The sequence below is a fragment of the Galbibacter pacificus genome, from assembly GCF_029603165.1.
GTDB classification, from domain to species: domain Bacteria; phylum Bacteroidota; class Bacteroidia; order Flavobacteriales; family Flavobacteriaceae; genus Galbibacter; species Galbibacter pacificus.
The window spans coordinates 743806-761185 of sequence record NZ_JAQSVC010000001.1 but is presented as its reverse complement, the minus strand read 5'-3'; the positions used below and the strand labels follow the sequence as shown (position 1 = coordinate 761185).

The 17380-nt window shown below is 38.0% G+C and carries 18 protein-coding genes; 9 read left to right on the top strand and 9 right to left on the bottom strand.

The annotated features are described in order from the left end of the window. Positions 1 to 79 precede the first annotated feature (79 nt). A complete protein-coding gene (locus tag PSF86_RS03065) occupies positions 80 to 958 on the top strand; it encodes an SDR family oxidoreductase (protein ID WP_277898594.1) in 879 nt (292 codons plus the stop codon). A gap of 1047 nt (positions 959 to 2005) precedes the next feature. Here PSF86_RS03065 and PSF86_RS03060 read toward each other — a convergent pair. Both PSF86_RS03060 and PSF86_RS03055 read right to left on the bottom strand, forming a co-directional pair. After that, positions 2006 to 2821, bottom strand: coding sequence for a DUF3800 domain-containing protein (locus PSF86_RS03060; protein ID WP_277898593.1), 816 nt, complete (start codon positions 2819 to 2821; stop codon positions 2006 to 2008). Then, positions 2808 to 3104, bottom strand: coding sequence for a helix-turn-helix domain-containing protein (locus tag PSF86_RS03055; protein WP_277898592.1), 297 nt, complete (start codon positions 3102 to 3104; stop codon positions 2808 to 2810). The genes PSF86_RS03060 and PSF86_RS03055 overlap by 14 nt, the downstream gene beginning before the upstream one ends. 476 nt (positions 3105 to 3580) lie before the next feature. Between PSF86_RS03055 and PSF86_RS03050 the strand changes: the two genes are divergently transcribed. From PSF86_RS03050 to PSF86_RS03020, 7 genes are all read left to right on the top strand, one after another. Continuing rightward, positions 3581 to 4354: a ParA family protein gene (locus PSF86_RS03050; RefSeq protein WP_277898591.1), complete on the top strand. Its 774-nt coding sequence runs from the start codon at positions 3581 to 3583 to the stop codon at positions 4352 to 4354. Continuing rightward, positions 4355 to 5251: a ParB/RepB/Spo0J family partition protein gene (locus PSF86_RS03045; RefSeq protein WP_277898590.1), complete on the top strand. Its 897-nt coding sequence runs from the start codon at positions 4355 to 4357 to the stop codon at positions 5249 to 5251. Next, positions 5251 to 6012, top strand: a complete 762-nt coding sequence (locus PSF86_RS03040; protein WP_277898589.1) for a DUF5683 domain-containing protein — start codon at positions 5251 to 5253, stop codon at positions 6010 to 6012. Before PSF86_RS03045 ends, PSF86_RS03040 begins: the two co-directional genes overlap by 1 nt. 89 nt (positions 6013 to 6101) lie before the next feature. Next, the gene (gene dapB, locus PSF86_RS03035; RefSeq protein ID WP_277898588.1) at positions 6102 to 6806 is read left to right on the top strand and encodes a 4-hydroxy-tetrahydrodipicolinate reductase; all 705 of its coding nucleotides are present in this window, start codon (positions 6102 to 6104) and stop codon (positions 6804 to 6806) included. A 117-nt stretch (positions 6807 to 6923) separates the two neighbouring features. Then, positions 6924 to 8480 (top strand): signal peptidase I, encoded by a 1557-nt coding sequence (gene lepB / locus PSF86_RS03030; RefSeq protein WP_277898587.1) that lies wholly within the window; start codon positions 6924 to 6926, stop codon positions 8478 to 8480. A 113-nt stretch (positions 8481 to 8593) separates the two neighbouring features. Beyond that, positions 8594 to 9229, top strand: coding sequence for a WbqC family protein (locus PSF86_RS03025; RefSeq protein WP_277898586.1), 636 nt, complete (start codon positions 8594 to 8596; stop codon positions 9227 to 9229). Between the two features lie 11 nt (positions 9230 to 9240). Continuing rightward, a complete protein-coding gene (locus PSF86_RS03020; protein WP_277898585.1) occupies positions 9241 to 9552 on the top strand; it encodes a DUF6122 family protein in 312 nt (103 codons plus the stop codon). 178 nt (positions 9553 to 9730) lie between these two features. Here the strand turns inward: PSF86_RS03020 and PSF86_RS03015 are convergent, their stop codons facing one another. From PSF86_RS03015 to PSF86_RS02985, 7 genes are all read right to left on the bottom strand, one after another. Continuing rightward, positions 9731 to 10744: an endonuclease/exonuclease/phosphatase family protein gene (locus PSF86_RS03015; RefSeq protein ID WP_277898584.1), complete on the bottom strand. Its 1014-nt coding sequence runs from the start codon at positions 10742 to 10744 to the stop codon at positions 9731 to 9733. A gap of 32 nt (positions 10745 to 10776) precedes the next feature. Further along, positions 10777 to 11649, bottom strand: a complete 873-nt coding sequence (locus PSF86_RS03010; protein WP_277898583.1) for a rhomboid family intramembrane serine protease — start codon at positions 11647 to 11649, stop codon at positions 10777 to 10779. 63 nt (positions 11650 to 11712) lie between these two features. Further along, entirely contained in the window at positions 11713 to 12456 is a 744-nt protein-coding gene (locus tag PSF86_RS03005; protein ID WP_277898582.1) for a rhomboid family intramembrane serine protease, read from the bottom strand. 21 nt (positions 12457 to 12477) lie between these two features. Next, positions 12478 to 14313, bottom strand: coding sequence for a DNA mismatch repair endonuclease MutL (mutL, locus tag PSF86_RS03000; protein ID WP_277898581.1), 1836 nt, complete (start codon positions 14311 to 14313; stop codon positions 12478 to 12480). Next, positions 14313 to 14606, bottom strand: coding sequence for a hypothetical protein (locus tag PSF86_RS02995; protein ID WP_277898580.1), 294 nt, complete (start codon positions 14604 to 14606; stop codon positions 14313 to 14315). The genes mutL and PSF86_RS02995 overlap by 1 nt, the downstream gene beginning before the upstream one ends. A 243-nt stretch (positions 14607 to 14849) precedes the next feature. Continuing rightward, complete coding sequence (gene ribH, locus PSF86_RS02990; protein WP_277898579.1) at positions 14850 to 15332, bottom strand: 6,7-dimethyl-8-ribityllumazine synthase; 483 nt, start codon at positions 15330 to 15332, stop codon at positions 14850 to 14852. A gap of 66 nt (positions 15333 to 15398) precedes the next feature. Further along, positions 15399 to 16163, bottom strand: coding sequence for a tetratricopeptide repeat protein (locus PSF86_RS02985; protein WP_277898578.1), 765 nt, complete (start codon positions 16161 to 16163; stop codon positions 15399 to 15401). Positions 16164 to 16294: 131 nt separating this feature from the next. Between PSF86_RS02985 and recF the strand changes: the two genes are divergently transcribed. Beyond that, positions 16295 to 17374, top strand: a complete 1080-nt coding sequence (gene recF / locus PSF86_RS02980) for a DNA replication/repair protein RecF (protein ID WP_277898577.1) — start codon at positions 16295 to 16297, stop codon at positions 17372 to 17374. Positions 17375 to 17380: the final 6 nt, after the last annotated feature.

Here is a 17380-nt window from a genome sequence, read left to right as displayed (position 1 = left end):
TTTCTTAATTATTGAGCTTTGAGCCAATGCAGCTTTGAACCTTTACAACTCTGAACCTTGAACAAACTAAAACACACATATGAAATACACAGATAAAATGCTCCGTGACGATGCCCTTAAAGGTAAAAACATTATAGTAACAGGAGGTGGCAGCGGACTTGGAAAAGCCATGACCAAATACTTTTTAGAATTAGGCGCACAAGTGGCCATTACTTCCAGAAACCTTGAAAAGCTACAAAATACAGCCAAGGAACTAGAAACCGAAACCGGCGGCAAATGCTTGGCGGTAAAGTGCGATGTTAGGCATTACGACCAAGTTGAAGCTATGCACAAAACCGTTATTGATAACTTTGGAAAAGTCGACATTTTATTAAACAATGCTGCCGGAAATTTTATTTCTCCTACCGAGAGGCTTTCCGCCAATGCTTTTGATACCATTATCGACATTGTTTTAAAAGGGACAAAAAACTGTACATTGGCGTGCGGGAAACATTGGATCGATACCAAACAGCAAAATACGGCCGTGTTAAATATTGTAACTACTTATGCATGGACGGGTTCTGCATATGTGGTTCCATCGGCTACGGCAAAGGCCGGCGTACTTGCACTTACACGTAGTTTGGCCGTAGAATGGGCAAAATACGGTATGCGGTTTAATGCCATTGCACCGGGGCCGTTTCCTACAAAAGGGGCTTGGGACCGTTTGCTACCGGGAGAATTAAAGGAAAAGTTTGACCTGGCAAAAAAAGTACCTTTAAAAAGAGTTGGCGAACATCAGGAACTGGCCAATTTGGCGGCATACATGGTATCGGATTTTAGTGCCTACTTAAATGGCGAGGTTATTACTTTGGATGGTGGCGAATGGCTTAAAGGAGCCGGACAGTTTAATATCTTGGAAGCCATTCCCGAAGAAATGTGGGATATGTTGGAGGCCATGATAAGAAGTAAGAAAAAATAGGTTTCGGGTTCAAGGCTTAAAATAACAAAGAACAACCGGCAACGAACAACTATCAACCCTTAACCAGAAAAACTTTCCTCGTTGACCTATTTACTCATGGAATAATACGAGACTTCTCCTCCGTCTAAGTGACTGAAAATATAAGCGTGGGTTATTGTTAGGTGTTCGATGTTGATATAAAGATTAAAGTCATAACGTGTTTGTGTCGAGTAGGAAAAGGGAGTTTCACCCTTACCCGCTCACAGTACGTGATAGTCTCCCATCATACGGCTCTCCTAATTTAATTTACAAATATAAGCTCATCCTCTTTAAAGTTGGCAAATCGTATTTTAAATTAGCTAACCCCTTTGTTCCACTCCAATTACAGGAGCTTCATCACTACTACAGACTGGTCCGCCTCTGAACCAAGCATCGCTATTTAGCCTCTAGTTTGCGCTATTGTGCCTTTCACTTTGCATCTTGGCACAGGTTCCCGAGTTCCACTTATAAGCCCAAATAAAGGTCATGCCTCCTAAATGACGCCTGCCGCTTAGCCAGTAAACAGGTAACCGCTAAACTTATCATGTTTGTCATACTTCAAACACTTTGACAGAAGGTTGCACTTTCTCGACACTTCATCAGAGGTTCATTTGCATTCATCTCCTTTATTCATACCTGGCCACACTCGTGGCACAGTCGTTTCCATAACGCTCAATACCTTGGCTCTTTACCAAAGTACCTTATGGGGTTTGATGCTCTCCCCTGTAGAACAGCACCGGTGGGTCGGTTCCACCATCTTATAAACAGTTACGTAACGAATTTCAGCCGTTCGTTACTCTCGGTACACATATGAAAAGTAACGTGTAACATTTCATATACTTTTTCGTCTAATATAACGTTAATAGATTGAATATTAACAATAGTTTGGTACAAGGTTAGCTATTTTTCATAGGATACGTTATTGGTATACTTTTTTATAAATTCATAAATATTTTGTACATTTGCAATAGTTAAGTCTGCAAAACACGAAAGTCGACTCCAAGTCGTTATTTCAAATTTAATTTGGAATTAGTGTTTTGGTGGGCTTATTTTATTTTCAGCCGTTAATGGATTTTTTCGGTTGTCATAATAATTTTTCCACCCATCATATTTTTTAGTGTCGTACAAGTCAATTACCAGTTTCACTTGGTCTTTAATAAAGTTATAGTATCTAATTTCTCCTCTTTCAAACACTCGCTGAATAGTCCAACAGAAGTAATCTGCCAAATTTAGTAATGGGTCTTTTGTCGGATAATTTACATTGAAAACTACTTTAGTTTTTGATTCATTGTTTCCGTTAATTTTAGAGAACCTTTGTTTGGCTTTAAGAAATGCTAATTCTAAATTATGGTTTTTGGTGCTTTTTCCGCGTTCAGAAATATGCATAACAAGTTTGTCGTGCTTTGAGAGTTTGTTTTTAAGCAAATGTGAAAGTAAATCCGCATAGAAATACTCTTCTTTCCCTTTGTGTTTTGTTTCATAACGCTCAATATCTTTTCTTCCAACAACAGCCTCAAAGCTGCAATTTATGGTTTTCATTAAGTCAAACATCTCCTTTCTAACCTCTGGTAAATCATCTGTAGCGTGTAAGTAATAACCAGATTTATTAATCTTTTTTAAGACACTTGGAACGTGATAAAATTCATCACTAACAATCTTATTTTGAAGCGCGTTTATTTTATCTCTGACTTCATCTAATGGGTCTTTCACTTTTATCATACCAAGAATGAAGGTTTTAGACACTCCATCTTGTCCAATAATGTTTTTCTTTCCTTTGCCATAGAAAGTAGTATCTCCAGCTTCATCTAAAAAGCGATGATAGTCCATTAGTTTATTCTTTCCCATATTTTATTTTTTGCCCTGCTATTTTTAATATTTCATCAATATTATTCTCGTCTTTTAGCTCATTTACTATTTTATCCGAAAGCCATATTATTAATAGTTTGTTGTAATCTACGTTATATATTTTAGCAAACTTTTTAATAAGTTCTTTTTTTGCTATTCTATTATTGTTTTCAATTTTACTCAAAACAGAAGCATCAATTTCCAGTTTTGCTGAAACCTCTCTTAAAAGAAGATTATTTCCTTCTCGCAATTTGCGTATTGTTTCCCCGAAGCTATTTTCCATATTTTGACTTGACAAAATTTGTCAAGTATATAAATAAAAATATAGACCAGAAAATTTAGTTTAGTGGCCTAATTAGGGTCACGACGAGTAACGAGCAACAAATAACTATCAACCCTTAACCAGAAAAACTTTCCTCGTTGACCTATTTACCCATGGAATAATATGCGATTTACCCTTCATCGAGCCTACACCTGAAACAGTATTTCCAGTCCCGGTTGTAGCGGCACCCCCAGAGAAAACGAAGTTTTCATGCAGTATAGCAAAAAGCGGGAAACAGCTCCCCGAGAAAAAACATTTTAACTGTGTTCTGACAATCGACATCCATCTATTTCCATGATAAAACAGTTATATGGCAATTATTATGTGATGTAAAAATAAGGCTGTGGATAACTGTTAACAAAATTCATTTTCTAAACTCACAAATAATTGTATTTTTACCTGACTAAATATACCTTACTAAAATCGAATATAAACACATGGGCAAAGTAATTGCTGTAGCTAATCAAAAAGGTGGTGTTGGAAAGACCACAACATCTGTTAACCTTGCTGCTTCATTGGGGGTATTGGAGAAAAAAGTACTTCTCATTGATGCTGATCCGCAGGCGAATGCTACTTCCGGTCTAGGAATTGATGTTGAAACGGTTGAGGGGGGTACTTATCAATTATTGGAACATTCGGCAAAACCGAGTGAGACTATTATACAAACGGATTCCCCAAACGTTGATCTAATACCTGCACATATTGACCTTGTTGCTATCGAAATTGAATTGGTAGATAAAGACGAGCGCGAATACATGTTGGGCAAGGCCATTAAAGATTTGAAGGAAGCCTATGATTATATTTTAATTGATTGTGCACCTTCCCTGGGACTGTTAACATTGAACGCCTTAACGGCATCCGACTCGGTTATCATTCCAATACAATGCGAATATTTTGCATTGGAAGGTCTTGGAAAATTATTAAACACTATAAAAAGTGTTCAAAAAATACACAACCCGAATCTGGACATTGAAGGCTTGTTGCTTACCATGTACGATTCCAGGTTAAGACTTTCCAACCAAGTTGTGGAAGAAGTGCAAAAACACTTTAGCGATATGGTTTTTGACACTATCATACAGCGGAACGTTCGTTTGAGCGAGGCACCAAGTTATGGGGAAACCATTATTAATTATGATGCCACCAGCAAAGGAGCTACCAATTACCTGAGTTTGGCACATGAAATAATAAAAAAGAACAAGCAAACGGTTTAAATGGCAAAGGCAACAAAAAAACAGGCTTTAGGAAGAGGATTATCGGCATTGTTAAAAGATCCGGACAATGATATTAAAACAGCTTCGGATAAAAATGCCGATAAAGTGGTGGGCAATATTGTTGAACTGGATATTGATTCCATTGAAGTAAACCCATTTCAGCCACGTACCAATTTTAACGAAGAAACGTTACAGGAACTCTCTACCTCTATCAGGGAACTAGGTGTAATCCAACCTATTACCGTCAGGAAAATCGAGTTCAACCAATATCAATTGGTTTCTGGTGAAAGGCGCCTCAGGGCCTCCAAATTAGCAGGCCTTAAAACCATTCCTGCATATATCCGTATTGCCAACGACCAAGAGTCGCTGGAAATGGCATTGGTAGAGAACATTCAACGCCAGGATCTGGACCCGATAGAAATTTCGCTTTCGTACCAGCGCCTTATCGACGAAATAAACATTACTCAGGAACAATTGAGCGACCGGGTAGGCAAAAAACGTTCTACCATAACCAATTACCTGCGTTTATTGAAGCTGGACCCCATTATCCAAACCGGTATGCGAGATGGGTTCGTTAGCATGGGACATGGACGCGCCCTTATAAACATTGAAAACAAAAAAGACCAACTGGAAATTTATGAAAAAGTAATTTCCAATTCGCTTTCCGTAAGGGATACCGAGAAATTGGTAAGGGAATACCAAACAGGCAAGGAACAAAAAAACACTAAAAATACCGCTCCGGAGCTCCCCGATTATATTTCAAATAATATTGAGGAACTTACCGAATACTTTTCTTCTAAAGTAGACGTTAAAGTAGCTAAGAATGGTAAGGGAAAGTTTATTATCCCCTTTCATTCCAAAGAAGACTTTTTACGTCTTACAAAACTTTTTAAATAGTGCTTAAAAGAAGTATTGCCGCCATATTTTTATTGCTTTTTCATTTCTATTCCATAGCGCAGGAAAAGGCTACAGATTCGGTACCTCAAAAACCAGAAACTGAGGCTGTCCATGAAATGACACAAAGGGAGCTTAGGAAACTGGAAAAGGAGGCACAGGACAGTCTTGCACCTTATCAAATCCAAGATACCTTAAAAGCTACCGATACCCTTTCTAAAAAAGAGTTGCGCCAATTAAAAAGACAGCAGAAGAAAGACAGTATTGCTAAACTGCCCGTAAATATAGATCCGCTATCCCCTGCGAAGGCAGCGTTTTACTCAGCCATATTGCCGGGACTGGGACAGATTTACAACAAAAGTTACTGGAAAGTGCCCATTGTTTACGGGGCTATTGGTACCGGGGTATATTTTTATATAAAGAACACGCAGAACTACAATCAATACCGCGATGCTTATAAAAGGCGCCTCGCAGGTTTTACCGATGATGAATTTTACGATATAAACAATGATGGTATCGTTCCCGGAAATCCGGATGTAAGTGACGATGCACTGCGGGATGCCCAGGAATTTTACCAACAAAACCGGGACCTTTCCCTGCTCATTACCATTGGCTTGTATGCCCTTAATATCATTGATGCCAATGTGGATGCACATTTAAAGCAATTCAATGTAAACGAGCAATTATCGTTAAAGCCATATTTAGAACAAAATCAAATTGACTATAAACCAAACTATGGTGTGAGGTTAAGCTTAAATTTTTAATGTTTTTATAAAATATACCGTTTAAGGATTGCTTTTCGATCCAATTAAACACAACAAAAGGACCACTTTTAAAATAAAAATAACAACCAATGAAGATAGCATTACTCGGATACGGAAGAATGGGAAAAATGATAGAAAAAATTGCCATATCCCGTAATCATGAAATTATTGCCAAGGTAGATGTAAACAACAGTGATGATGTAGCTATTACCAAAGCCGATGTGGCCATAGATTTTAGCATTCCATCGGCAGCCTTTAACAATATAAAACATTGCTTGGAAAACAATGTTCCCGTAATTTCAGGAACTACGGGCTGGCTCGACAAATACAATGAGGCCGTGTCCATTTGTAACGAAAACAAAGGGGCCTTTATCTATGCATCCAATTTTAGCTTGGGCGTGAATGTATTTTTTGAACTGAATGAATACCTCGCCAAGATGATGAAAAACCTATCGCAATACAAAGTTAGCATGGAAGAAATCCATCATACACAAAAACAGGATGCGCCGAGCGGAACTGCCATTACTTTAGCTGAGGGAATTATAAAAAATACCGAGAATACCGGATGGAAACTGGAAGAGGCCCAAGAAAACGAAATCCCGATTACCGCCCTACGGGAGCCAGAAGTCCCGGGGACCCATAGTATTAGCTACAAAAGCGATGTGGATACAATTGATATAAAACACACAGCCCACAACCGTGAAGGCTTTGCCCTTGGCGCGGTTATTGCTGCTGAATGGATTCAGAGAAAAACAGGGGTTTTTAGCATGAAGGATGTGTTAAACTTGGGTTAAATGCTAAATTTGATTCTTACCAGGGCCTATATCATTAAGAAAAAAATTATTTTTACCCAATTAAACGCTTTACTTAAGCCCTCTTGGTAAAATGTAAAGTATATAAAGCATACAACTATGACAATGACACAATGGTTTATTTTTTTTCTGGTAATCCAGGTAATTCATTTTCTGGCTACATGGAAATTATACATAAAAGCAGGGAGAAAACCTTGGGAAGCAATTGTTCCCATATACAACGCCGTTATTTTAATGAAAATAATCAACCGCCCATGGTGGTGGGTCATCCTGCTTTTTATACCGATTATAAACCTGATCATGATTCCCGTGGTTTGGGTGGAAACCATTAGGAGTTTTGGCAGGAACAGTACCGCAGATACTTGGCTTGTAATTTTAACCCTTGGTTTTTATATTTTTTACGTAAACTATGCTTTAGATGCTACTTATATAGAAGACAGGGACCTCAAGCCCAGAACAGCTACGGGAGAATGGGTAAGCTCTATCCTTTTTGCTATTGTTGCGGCAACTCTTGTTCACACCTATTTTATGCAACCTTATGTTATCCCCACTTCATCTTTGGAAAAAACATTATTGGTAGGCGATTTTTTATTTGTGAGCAAGTTTCATTATGGTGCCAGAACACCCATGACAACTGTTGCTTTTCCAATGGTACACGATACAATTCCCGTACTAAACACAAAATCGTACATAAACAAGCCACAATTGCCCTATTTTAGGCTTCCCGGCTTGCAAAAAATTAAAAGAAACGACATTGTCGTTTTTAGTTGGCCAACAGATACAGTTGAACAATTTTTTAAAATTACACATAGAAAAATCCGCAAACCCATCGACAAAAAATCAAACTATGTCAAACGTTGCGTTGGGCTTCCCGGAGACTCCCTTTCTATAAAAGATGGCTATGTATACATAAACAACAAGCGCCTGGAGTTACCCGACAGGGCCAAGCCGCAATACTCTTATTATGTACAGGCCAAAGGCAACCTTACGCCGAGGTACATGTACGAACGTTATGGGGTAACGGGAAGTTTTGGCCAAGTAAAACAAGGGATTTATTATTTTTCTGCTATGACAGAGAAAGCAGCAGATATGCTAAAGGACAACCCGAATGTAATTAGTGTTAAACGCAACATAGAATCCAAAGGAGCCTCTAAAATGGCACCTGTTTTTCCTCAATCAAGCAAATGCCCATGGAATCAAGATCAATACGGTTCCATTTACATTCCACAGAAAGGAAAAACCGTGGAACTCAACCTAGATGTATTACCACTGTATAAACGCATTATTGAGCGTTATGAAGGGAATACTGTTCAAGTAAACGGAAGCCAAATCTCCATTAACAACAAACCTGCCACAACCTATACTTTTAAACAGGATTATTACTGGATGATGGGAGATAACCGCCATGCATCAGAAGACAGCCGCTATTGGGGGTATGTACCTGAAGATCATGTTGTTGGAAAACCTGTTTTTATATGGTTTAGTTGGGACAGCAATGCTAGTGGGCCTTTCTGGAACAAAGTTCGTTGGGATCGCGTGTTCACTACTGTTGGTGGTGAGGGCAAACCCCGCTCTTATTTGGTTTATTTCCTGGTTGCTCTTGCGCTTTGGTATGGGTACAGCAAATTCAAAAAAAGGAAAAAAGGAAATAGCTGATAATTAAGCTGGGCTTGATATTCTGTAATTATCGTATTGGGATATGGTTCGGTTTATGGGATCTTTTTCAATGACTTTTAACTTTACATACTTTCAACCTTATAAACCTATTCATGCAAACCATTATTCATCCTACATATTTTCCTTCGGTGGCTCATTGGGTAGCGCTAAATGAGAATGAAGGGGATATTATCTTTGAAAAACAGGACAATTACCAAAAGCAGACCTATAGAAATAGAACATATATATACAGTCCGAATGGAAAACAGTTGCTTTCCATTCCCATTAAACACACCAAAGGAGAGGGGCATCAAAAATACAGGGACGTTATGCTGGAAGATAGTTTTGATTGGAAAAAACAACATTGGAAATCAATTCAAACGGCCTATAGGACTTCTCCATTTTTTGAATTTTATGAAGATGAATTTGCACCCTTTTTTGAAAAAAAGCACCGTTTTCTGTATGATATGAACCTCGAAAGCATCATGCTCATGGCAGATTGCCTTCAACTGGAAATAGCCCTAAAATATACAGAAACCTACCGGGTTGAAGTTACAAAGTACCAGGACCTACGTTCTCTGGTACTTGCAAAAAAGGAAAAGAATTACGGTTTTGATCCTTATACCCAAGTCTTTGATGCCAAGCATGGGTTTATAGAAAATTTAAGCGGGTTGGATTTATTGTTCAACGAAGGCACCAATGCGTTAAGCTATTTAGACCAACTTAGTTTGGAACAACAAAACCCATAAAATATATTTCGGTGTTTCGGTTTATTATTCATTATGGCCTTCATTTTATTGCCCCGGTACTTATTGCACATTTTTTATTTAGAAAGGATTTTATAAAGGTTAGCCTTATTTTATTGCTTGGGATTGTTATAGATGTAGATCATCTTTGGGCAAGTCCTGTTTTTGATCCCGACCGGTGCAGCATAGGCTTTCATTTTTTTCATTCTTATATAGCAATTGCGCTGTACCTCCTCTTGCTTTTTTTAAAACGGACAAGGATATTCGGGATAGCATTACTGCTCCATATACTTGCGGATATTGCAGATTGCCTGTTGATGTCATAATACTATTTTTGGTTAGTTATAAGATTAAATCCTCCTTAGAAAAAGAGTAACAGTCTTACTTCAAAAGTATAATGAAATATAAATAATATATGATGTATAAATACATTGTTTTCTTGTAACATCTTTACCACCAAATGGCATTGTACTTACTTACGCATATAACATACATAAACTAAACTTAAATCTTTAACTGGGAAATCACTGGATAATGATCGGAAAGCAATTCGTAACGGTTTTTATGGGAAATTACCGGGATTGCCTCATCAACTAAAATAAAATCTATCCTAAAAGGAAAATATTTAAAATAATAGGTTTTTCCCGTTCCACTGCCTTGTTCATCGAAGGTATCTACGTCGTTCCCTTTTATCTGATTATAAATTGCAGAATATTGATTGTTGTTTAAATCGCCACAAGTAATGGTTTTATAAGGGCATTTTTCTTTATGCGATACAAAAATATTGGTCTGTATTTGCTGTTTGGAAAACACCGCCCCCATGCGCCTTGCCAATCGTCCTGAATTTTCCTGGGAAATTTCTTCGTCCTGTGGATTTATATGAAACGATTGCATGTGCAAATTATATACCCTTATGGTGTCGTTATCCTTGACAATATCGGCATAAATGGCATTGTTCCCGGAATTGGGGAAATTGAGCGAACCTTTGTTAATAATTGGAAATTTTGAATAAATGGCCTGCCCGGTCTCTTTGGTTTTATATTTTACAAACCGGTACGGGTAAAACTTAAATGCCTTTTCCTTGGTGTAATAAAACTCCTGTAAACACAGTATATCGGGATTTTCTTGCTTGATGACTCCCAAAATATCATCAAAAACACCATCCTTGCCAATCCATTTATAAACATCAAACACACGTACGTTGTATGTCATTACCTTGAGCGCCGAACTGGTTGCCACATTTTGTTTTCCCGAAAATTTGTATAAGGAAGCCACTTGCTGATAACCCAATAGCAATACAAAAAAAGATAACAGCCATTGTTTTTTCAGCCTGATTATCCAATACCCCATAAAAAGGATATTTAAGATGATTAAAATAGGAGTGGCCAAACTAAAAATAGCAATCTTGGGAAATGATTTTATGGGTACATAAGGAACCAACAAACTTAGCAATAGCAGAAAAGCAAAAACCGAATTAACAAGAAATAATGTTTTATGAAACCAGTTAAGCTTTTTCATCGTCGGTTGGTTGTGGTTATTGGTTGGTTTATTTATTCTTTACCGGCCTTGAACAGAAAATCCTTTTCTTCCTTGGACAGGCTTTCATAGCCGCTTTTGCTTATTTTATCGAGAATGGCGTCAATTTGTTTTTGGTGTTCGTTCCCGGAAGCCTTATTGTTTCTTGAAGCTGTTGGCCGTTGTTTATTTTTATGCACCGTTTTTAATGGGGATTTCTTCCTTTTGGAAAACATATTTCCCACGGACGACATCAGGTTTGAAAACCCAGCTCCGATATCGGTACCCTCCTGAAGCTTTTTTGCATAAACAAAACCTAACAAAGAGCCTCCCAAATGTGCTATATGGCCGCCCGAATTTCCCAACGGTAATTGTATAAGGTCCAATAGCACAAATAAGGCGCCAATATACCATAGTTTTATATTGAAAAATATGATTCTTACCTCTTGGTTGGGCAAATAAGTACAAATAAATATCAATATGGCCATAATAGCAGCCGAGGCACCTATAAGCGAAGAATTAATACCCGAAAATGCAGGGAATATATTGTAGCTCAACAAAAAAAGTATGCCCCCGCTAATGGCCCCTAAAAAGTAAACATTCAAAAAATATTTTTTGCTTAACAGATTTAAAAATATCCTAGATGAAAAATACAACAATATCATATTCCAGAATATATGCATAAACCCTCCGTGAAAAAAGGCATAGGTTACCAAAGACCACGGCTGTAAAAGAAACACATTAAAGCTTTTTGGAAGCTCGAACCAACGCATTATATAATCTCCCGGTAGCTGTAAAAGAAACACCAACAATGTATCAATAATAAAGATAGCAACATTGATCACAATGATTTTTTCAGCAATATTCAATGTTGAAAATTTGTATCGTATGTCGTTTGTTATCCCCATGATTTAGGTTTATTGACCGTTTTTATTATTTTTTGGCACTATCTGTCTTTCGTTATTCCTTTTTCAATCCCAACGGTTATTTTTAAACTGGTTGCGTTTCCAGTACCACATCATGATAAATCCAAATATGGCGCCTCCAACGTGTGCAAAATGCGCTATACCGCCACCGAAGACCGAAAATCCCGTAACGCCCGAAAACAAATCCAATAGAATAAGTCCGGGAATAAAATATTTTGCCTTAATCGGGATGGGTAAAAATATAAGCATGAGCTCGGCATTGGGGAACATCATCCCAAAGGCTACCAATACTCCATAAATGGCCCCGGAAGCACCCACGGCCGGCGTCATATATGCCCCTAAAAAATTCTGTAATGTGCTTTGCGGAATGGCATTCTGCCAGGCTGTATCAAATTTTCCCTGACTGATTATGTCCATAATATTGGCCTGGTTAAATCCTGCATTTAACAATGCTTGCATTCCTTCATTAAAATAATAGTAATTAACCAATGTATGAATTAACGCAGCACCCAGACCGGCAGAAAAATAAAAGAAAAAGAACTTGTTACGGCCCCATATCTGCTCCAATGGCGTACCAAATGCCCAAAGTGCATACATATTGAACAAAATATGCATAAATCCTCCATGCATAAACATATGCGTAACGATTTGCCACAGCTGAAAATGTTCGTTTTTAGGAAACCAAAGCGAAAAGAGATCGTACATTTGATCTCCCAACAATTGTGTAGCTATAAAAAACAACACATTAATTATTAATAAATGCTTTACAGCATCGGTAATTCTGCCCATTATTTGGAATTTATCTTAATATTATAAAAATTTTTTATCTATTTCTTCAACCGACATTGTTATATATGTGGGCTTGTTAAACGGCGACACCGTGGGGTCTTTGGTTGCAAAAAGGTTGTTTACCAATGCTTCTTGTGAAGCTGCGTTTAATATTTCCCCGCTTTTTACGGCCAAGGTCTTACACATTGCCTTTGCCAAAATATCGGCTTGCGAGAATGAACTTTCCGGTATTTCCGATTGAAAATCGGACAATAACTGATCTACCACCATTGCCACTTCGCTTTCTGAAATATTGAGCGGAATTCCATTTACCGCCACTTCATCATCCTTAAAATTAGAAAAAATAAAGCCTGTATTCTCCAAACTGTCCTTTAATTCTTTTAATAATTCTATTTCGGTGTGCGAAAAATTCAGTTTTAAGGGAAAAAGCAATTGTTGGCTCACGCCCTTGTCTACCGTAATATTTTTTAAATACTGCTCGTACAACACCCTTTGGTGTGCCCGGTGCTGGCTAATTATTACCATCCCGGATTTGATGGTGGTAACAATATATTTTTTATGGAGTTGATACGTGGCCGTTGAAACTTCATCTTCTTTTTCGTTAAAAAGTGACCCTGTAACTTCTTCTGATTCAAATTCAATGGAACTAAAATCCGATTTTTTTTCCAGCCCAACATATAAACTTTCCCAACTGTTGTTTAATCGTTCTTGTTTGGGGTAACTTACAGAAACTTTTCCTTTATTTTCTTTTTCAAAAGGGTTAAAGTCCGCGTCCACTTCCACGGTTGGAAAATTTACATTCTTAGATTTATAACCATAAGGAGTATCCAAATTGGAGTCCCGTTCAAAATCTAAAACCGGGGCTACGTTGAACTGCCCCAGACTATGCTTTACAGCCGACCTCAATATGGCATACATGGCATGTTCGTCATCAAATTTAACTTCGGTCTTTGTAGGGTGGATATTGATATCGATCCCCGATGGATCTACTTCCAGAAACAGGAAATAACTCGGGTGTGTCTGTTCTTTGATTAGCCCTTCAAAAGCGGCACAAACTGCATGGTGCAAATACGAATTTTTTATAAACCGGTTATTCACAAAAAAAAACTGTTCGCCCCTGGTCTTTTTGGCAAACTCGGGCTTGCAAATAAAGCCCTTTAAGTTTACCACTTCCGTTTCTTCTTCAACGGGAACCAGTTTTTCATTGGTTTTTCCTCCAAAGATATGAACGATCCTTTGCCTTAAGTTAGAAACCGGAAGGTTGAAAAGTTCGCTTCCGTTATTATAAAATTCAAAATGAATGTCTGGATGCGCCAGTGCCACCCGATGGAACTCGTCGATAATATGGCGCAGCTCTACTGTATCTGACTTTAAGAAGTTTCTGCGTGCCGGAATGTTAAAAAAAAGATTTTTTACCGATATGGAAGTTCCCTGCGGTATTACGGTAACATCTTGCCCTACAACCGTGCTCCCTTCAATTTTTATTTGAACGCCAACCTCTTCATCTGCCTGCCTTGTATTCATTTCCACATGGGCAATTGCGGCAATAGATGCCAGTGCCTCACCACGAAATCCTTTGGTATGCAATTGAAAAAGGTCTTCGGCAGCCTTAATTTTTGAGGTTGCATGCCTTTCAAAAGACAAGCGTGCATCGGTTTCGCTCATTCCCTTACCATTGTCGACCACTTGAACAAGGGTCTTTCCCGCATCTTTAATAATTAATTTTATGGAAGTACTCCCGGCATCAACGGCATTCTCAATGAGCTCTTTAACAACAGAAGCTGGTCTTTGTACCACCTCTCCTGCTGCAATTTGGTTGGCAACATGATCCGGTAAAAGCTGAATAATATCCGCCATTAAAAGAGTTTATCTAAATTAATATACCGAACCGCAACCATGGCAAACATGAGCAGTAAAATAAGGATTACAATAAATCTAAATCGGGAATTTGTGTCCACGGAAGGTTTTCGGGTCGATTTCCAGTCTTCACGGTAGCTTTTCCTTCTGTAGCCTTTAAAATAATCTTCGTTGCTTCTATTCTCCTTACTTTTTTTAAGCTCCTCCAAACGTTCTTTTCGTTCATCGTAATATCTTGGGGTATAGCTATACCCTTTTGCAGATCGTTGTTTAAAAAGTGTTGGAAGCCTCACGGTTTTATATTTACAGGTTATAATTTTTGATGGTTTTATTTAAAAAGCGCCCCATCAAAAACAATAATTATATGCTAATTATCAAAATTACTTAAAAACAAAGAGAATCGAGGCTTTTAACTCCTAAAAATTGTTAACAATACCGCTTTACATTACGAGCTTTTATACTATTGTTATGCGGTTGTGTTTTTTTGTTCGGGCATGGAGCTTGTTGAAGATGAAAGAAAAAAACAGAAGAAACCGTTAATTTCCAAGAACTGCCATTTGAATGGCCGCTATAGCAGCCTCTGTTCCTTTATTTCCATGTTTGCCCCCGCTCCTGTCTATGGCCTGTTGCATGGTATTGTCTGTAAGAACACAAAAAATTACGGGCGTATTGTATTTTACGTTCAGGTCTTTTATCCCTTGTGCGGCGGCACTACAAACAAAGTCGAAGTGTTTGGTTTCTCCTTGAATTACGCTTCCTATAACTATAATTGCATCGGGTTCGTGCTTTAAAATCATTTTCTTGGCACCGTACGTAAGTTCGAAACTTCCGGGAACGTCCCATCGGATAATATTTTCCACTACCGCGCCACAATCGAGCAAGGCACTTAATGCCCCATTGTATAAACCTTCGGTTATTTTGCCGTTCCATTCAGAAACAACAATCCCAAACCGAAGGTTCTTCGCATTTGGGATTGTTGTTTTATCGTAAACTGATAAATTTTTATTTTCAGTAGCCATATTTATACTCTACATTAATTGCTGCCCTTTAGTCGATAAAGAACAAAAGAAATAACAATCGATTATTTATTTGGCAGTTTCGGCCTTACCAATATAGATATCAATGGTTCTTCCTTCTTCAGAATCTGGATATTCATCTTTAATCCTGTTGAAATTTTTCAAGGCTTTATCTTTATTGCCTTCTTGCATTGCCATTACACCGGATTTGAATAAAAATTTGGGGGTGGTAAAGGCATTATCAGAATGTGCAATGGCCTTTTCGTAATACTCAAGCGCATCGCTTTCCTGACCCAATTGAACAAAAGCATCGCCTATCCCACCTTTGGCAAGCGCCCCTAAAATAGGGTCATCTGAGTCAAAGTCTTGAAGATATTTTATAGCTTCATCATATTTTCCGGTATTCAAATATGCCATTCCGGCACTGTAATGTGCTAAATTAGCGGCTTTTGTACCACTGTAATTGTCAATAATGTCAAGTAAGCCATATTTTCCTTCTGCACCGTTTAGGGCAAGCCCGTACAAAGAATCTTTGGCTGTACTGTTCACGGCCTCGTCAAAATATTGTTGGGCGAAAAACATTTCGTTGGAAGCTTCTGCCTCTTTTGGCTTCATTACAAATTGCTGATATGCCAAGAACCCCAAAACCACCAAAGCAATTACACCTATGGCGCCAAGAATTACTTTTTGGTTTCTAGCTACCCATTCTTCTGTCTTACTAGCACTTTGGTCTAAAGTACTAAAAACCTCTTCGGTCGTGCTATGCGCGTCGTGAGCTGAAGTTTCCTCCTTACCGGTTGGTTTTTTATAACCTCTTTTCTTATATGTTGCCATATCTTCATTTTTTTAAGCCTCGCAAAAATAAAATTTTTATTCAAATAGGAAAGGGAATTTATTTGATTATTTTCAATAATTTGCAACTTCTTACAAGGTACTAAAATCTTAATAAAAGCAGAAGGTCCATAATGCAGTTGCAAAAATTATCGGTTATTAATTTTAAGAATTTTACTTCACAGCGTTTCGAGTTTGATGCTAAAATCAATTGTTTTGTAGGTCAAAACGGTATTGGCAAGACAAATGCACTGGACGCTATTTACCTGCTTTCTTTTGGGAAAAGCTATTTTAACCCTATTGCTTCACAAAATATAAGGCATGGAGAGTCGTTTTTTGTAGTAGATGGTGGCTTTCTAAGGGGAGAAAAGGAAGAGAACATTATTTGCAGCTTAAAAAAGGGGCAAAAAAAGACCATAAAACGCAACGGCAAAGTGTATGATAAATTATCTGACCATATTGGCTTTATACCATTGGTGATTATATCCCCAGCCGACAGGGACCTTATTGTTGAAGGAAGCGAAACCAGAAGAAAATTTATAGACAGCGTCATCTCCCAAAGCAACAGGCCATACCTACAAAACCTTATTAACTACAACAAAGTACTGGCACAAAGAAATTCCCTTTTAAAATATTTTGCGCTCAATAATACTTTTAATACAGACACTTTAGCGGTATACAACCAACAGCTTAACGAATACGGAAGCAAGATATACCGGGAACGGAAGGCCTTTTTAGAGGTTTTTATCCCGATTTTTAAAGAGCGGTACACGGCCATTTCAGGGGGACAAGAACAAATTGACCTCTCGTACCAAAGTCAGCTGCACGAACAACCGCTTGCCGACCTCTTTCTTGAAAACCTCAACAAGGACAAAGCCTTGCAATATACTTCGGTAGGCACGCACAAAGACGACCTTAATTTTGAAATTGAAGGTTTTCCCATAAAAAAATTTGGTAGCCAAGGACAGCAAAAATCCTTTTTAATTGCACTAAAACTGGCACAGTTCGATTTTATAAAAGCACAGGCCGGACATACCCCCATACTCTTATTGGATGATATTTTTGACAAGTTGGACGAAAACCGCGTTAGCCAGATTATTGAACTGGTAGACCAGGACGAATTTGGTCAAATATTTATAAGCGATACGCATTACGAGCGTACCGAAAATGTGGTCAAGCAAACACACCAATCGTACAAAATGATTGGTTTGTAAAAATTT

What these genes read in the sequence shown, in the direction of transcription:
- mutL (WP_277898581.1), bottom strand. Translation starts at nt 14,313, where the DNA reads ATGGCGGATATTATTCAGCTTTTACCGGATCATGTTGCCAACCAAATT.
- PSF86_RS03010 (WP_277898583.1), bottom strand. Translation starts at nt 11,649, where the DNA reads ATGGGGATAACAAACGACATACGATACAAATTTTCAACATTGAATATT.
- PSF86_RS02985 (WP_277898578.1), bottom strand. Translation starts at nt 16,163, where the DNA reads ATGGCAACATATAAGAAAAGAGGTTATAAAAAACCAACCGGTAAGGAG.
- PSF86_RS03045 (WP_277898590.1), top strand. Translation starts at nt 4,355, where the DNA reads ATGGCAAAGGCAACAAAAAAACAGGCTTTAGGAAGAGGATTATCGGCA.
- PSF86_RS03005 (WP_277898582.1), bottom strand. Translation starts at nt 12,456, where the DNA reads ATGGGCAGAATTACCGATGCTGTAAAGCATTTATTAATAATTAATGTG.
- PSF86_RS03015 (WP_277898584.1), bottom strand. Translation starts at nt 10,744, where the DNA reads ATGAAAAAGCTTAACTGGTTTCATAAAACATTATTTCTTGTTAATTCG.
- dapB (WP_277898588.1), top strand. Translation starts at nt 6,102, where the DNA reads ATGAAGATAGCATTACTCGGATACGGAAGAATGGGAAAAATGATAGAA.
- PSF86_RS03025 (WP_277898586.1), top strand. Translation starts at nt 8,594, where the DNA reads ATGCAAACCATTATTCATCCTACATATTTTCCTTCGGTGGCTCATTGG.
- PSF86_RS03060 (WP_277898593.1), bottom strand. Translation starts at nt 2,821, where the DNA reads ATGGGAAAGAATAAACTAATGGACTATCATCGCTTTTTAGATGAAGCT.
- ribH (WP_277898579.1), bottom strand. Translation starts at nt 15,332, where the DNA reads ATGGCTACTGAAAATAAAAATTTATCAGTTTACGATAAAACAACAATC.
- lepB (WP_277898587.1), top strand. Translation starts at nt 6,924, where the DNA reads ATGACAATGACACAATGGTTTATTTTTTTTCTGGTAATCCAGGTAATT.
- recF (WP_277898577.1), top strand. Translation starts at nt 16,295, where the DNA reads ATGCAGTTGCAAAAATTATCGGTTATTAATTTTAAGAATTTTACTTCA.
- PSF86_RS03055 (WP_277898592.1), bottom strand. Translation starts at nt 3,104, where the DNA reads ATGGAAAATAGCTTCGGGGAAACAATACGCAAATTGCGAGAAGGAAAT.
- PSF86_RS03050 (WP_277898591.1), top strand. Translation starts at nt 3,581, where the DNA reads ATGGGCAAAGTAATTGCTGTAGCTAATCAAAAAGGTGGTGTTGGAAAG.
- PSF86_RS03065 (WP_277898594.1), top strand. Translation starts at nt 80, where the DNA reads ATGAAATACACAGATAAAATGCTCCGTGACGATGCCCTTAAAGGTAAA.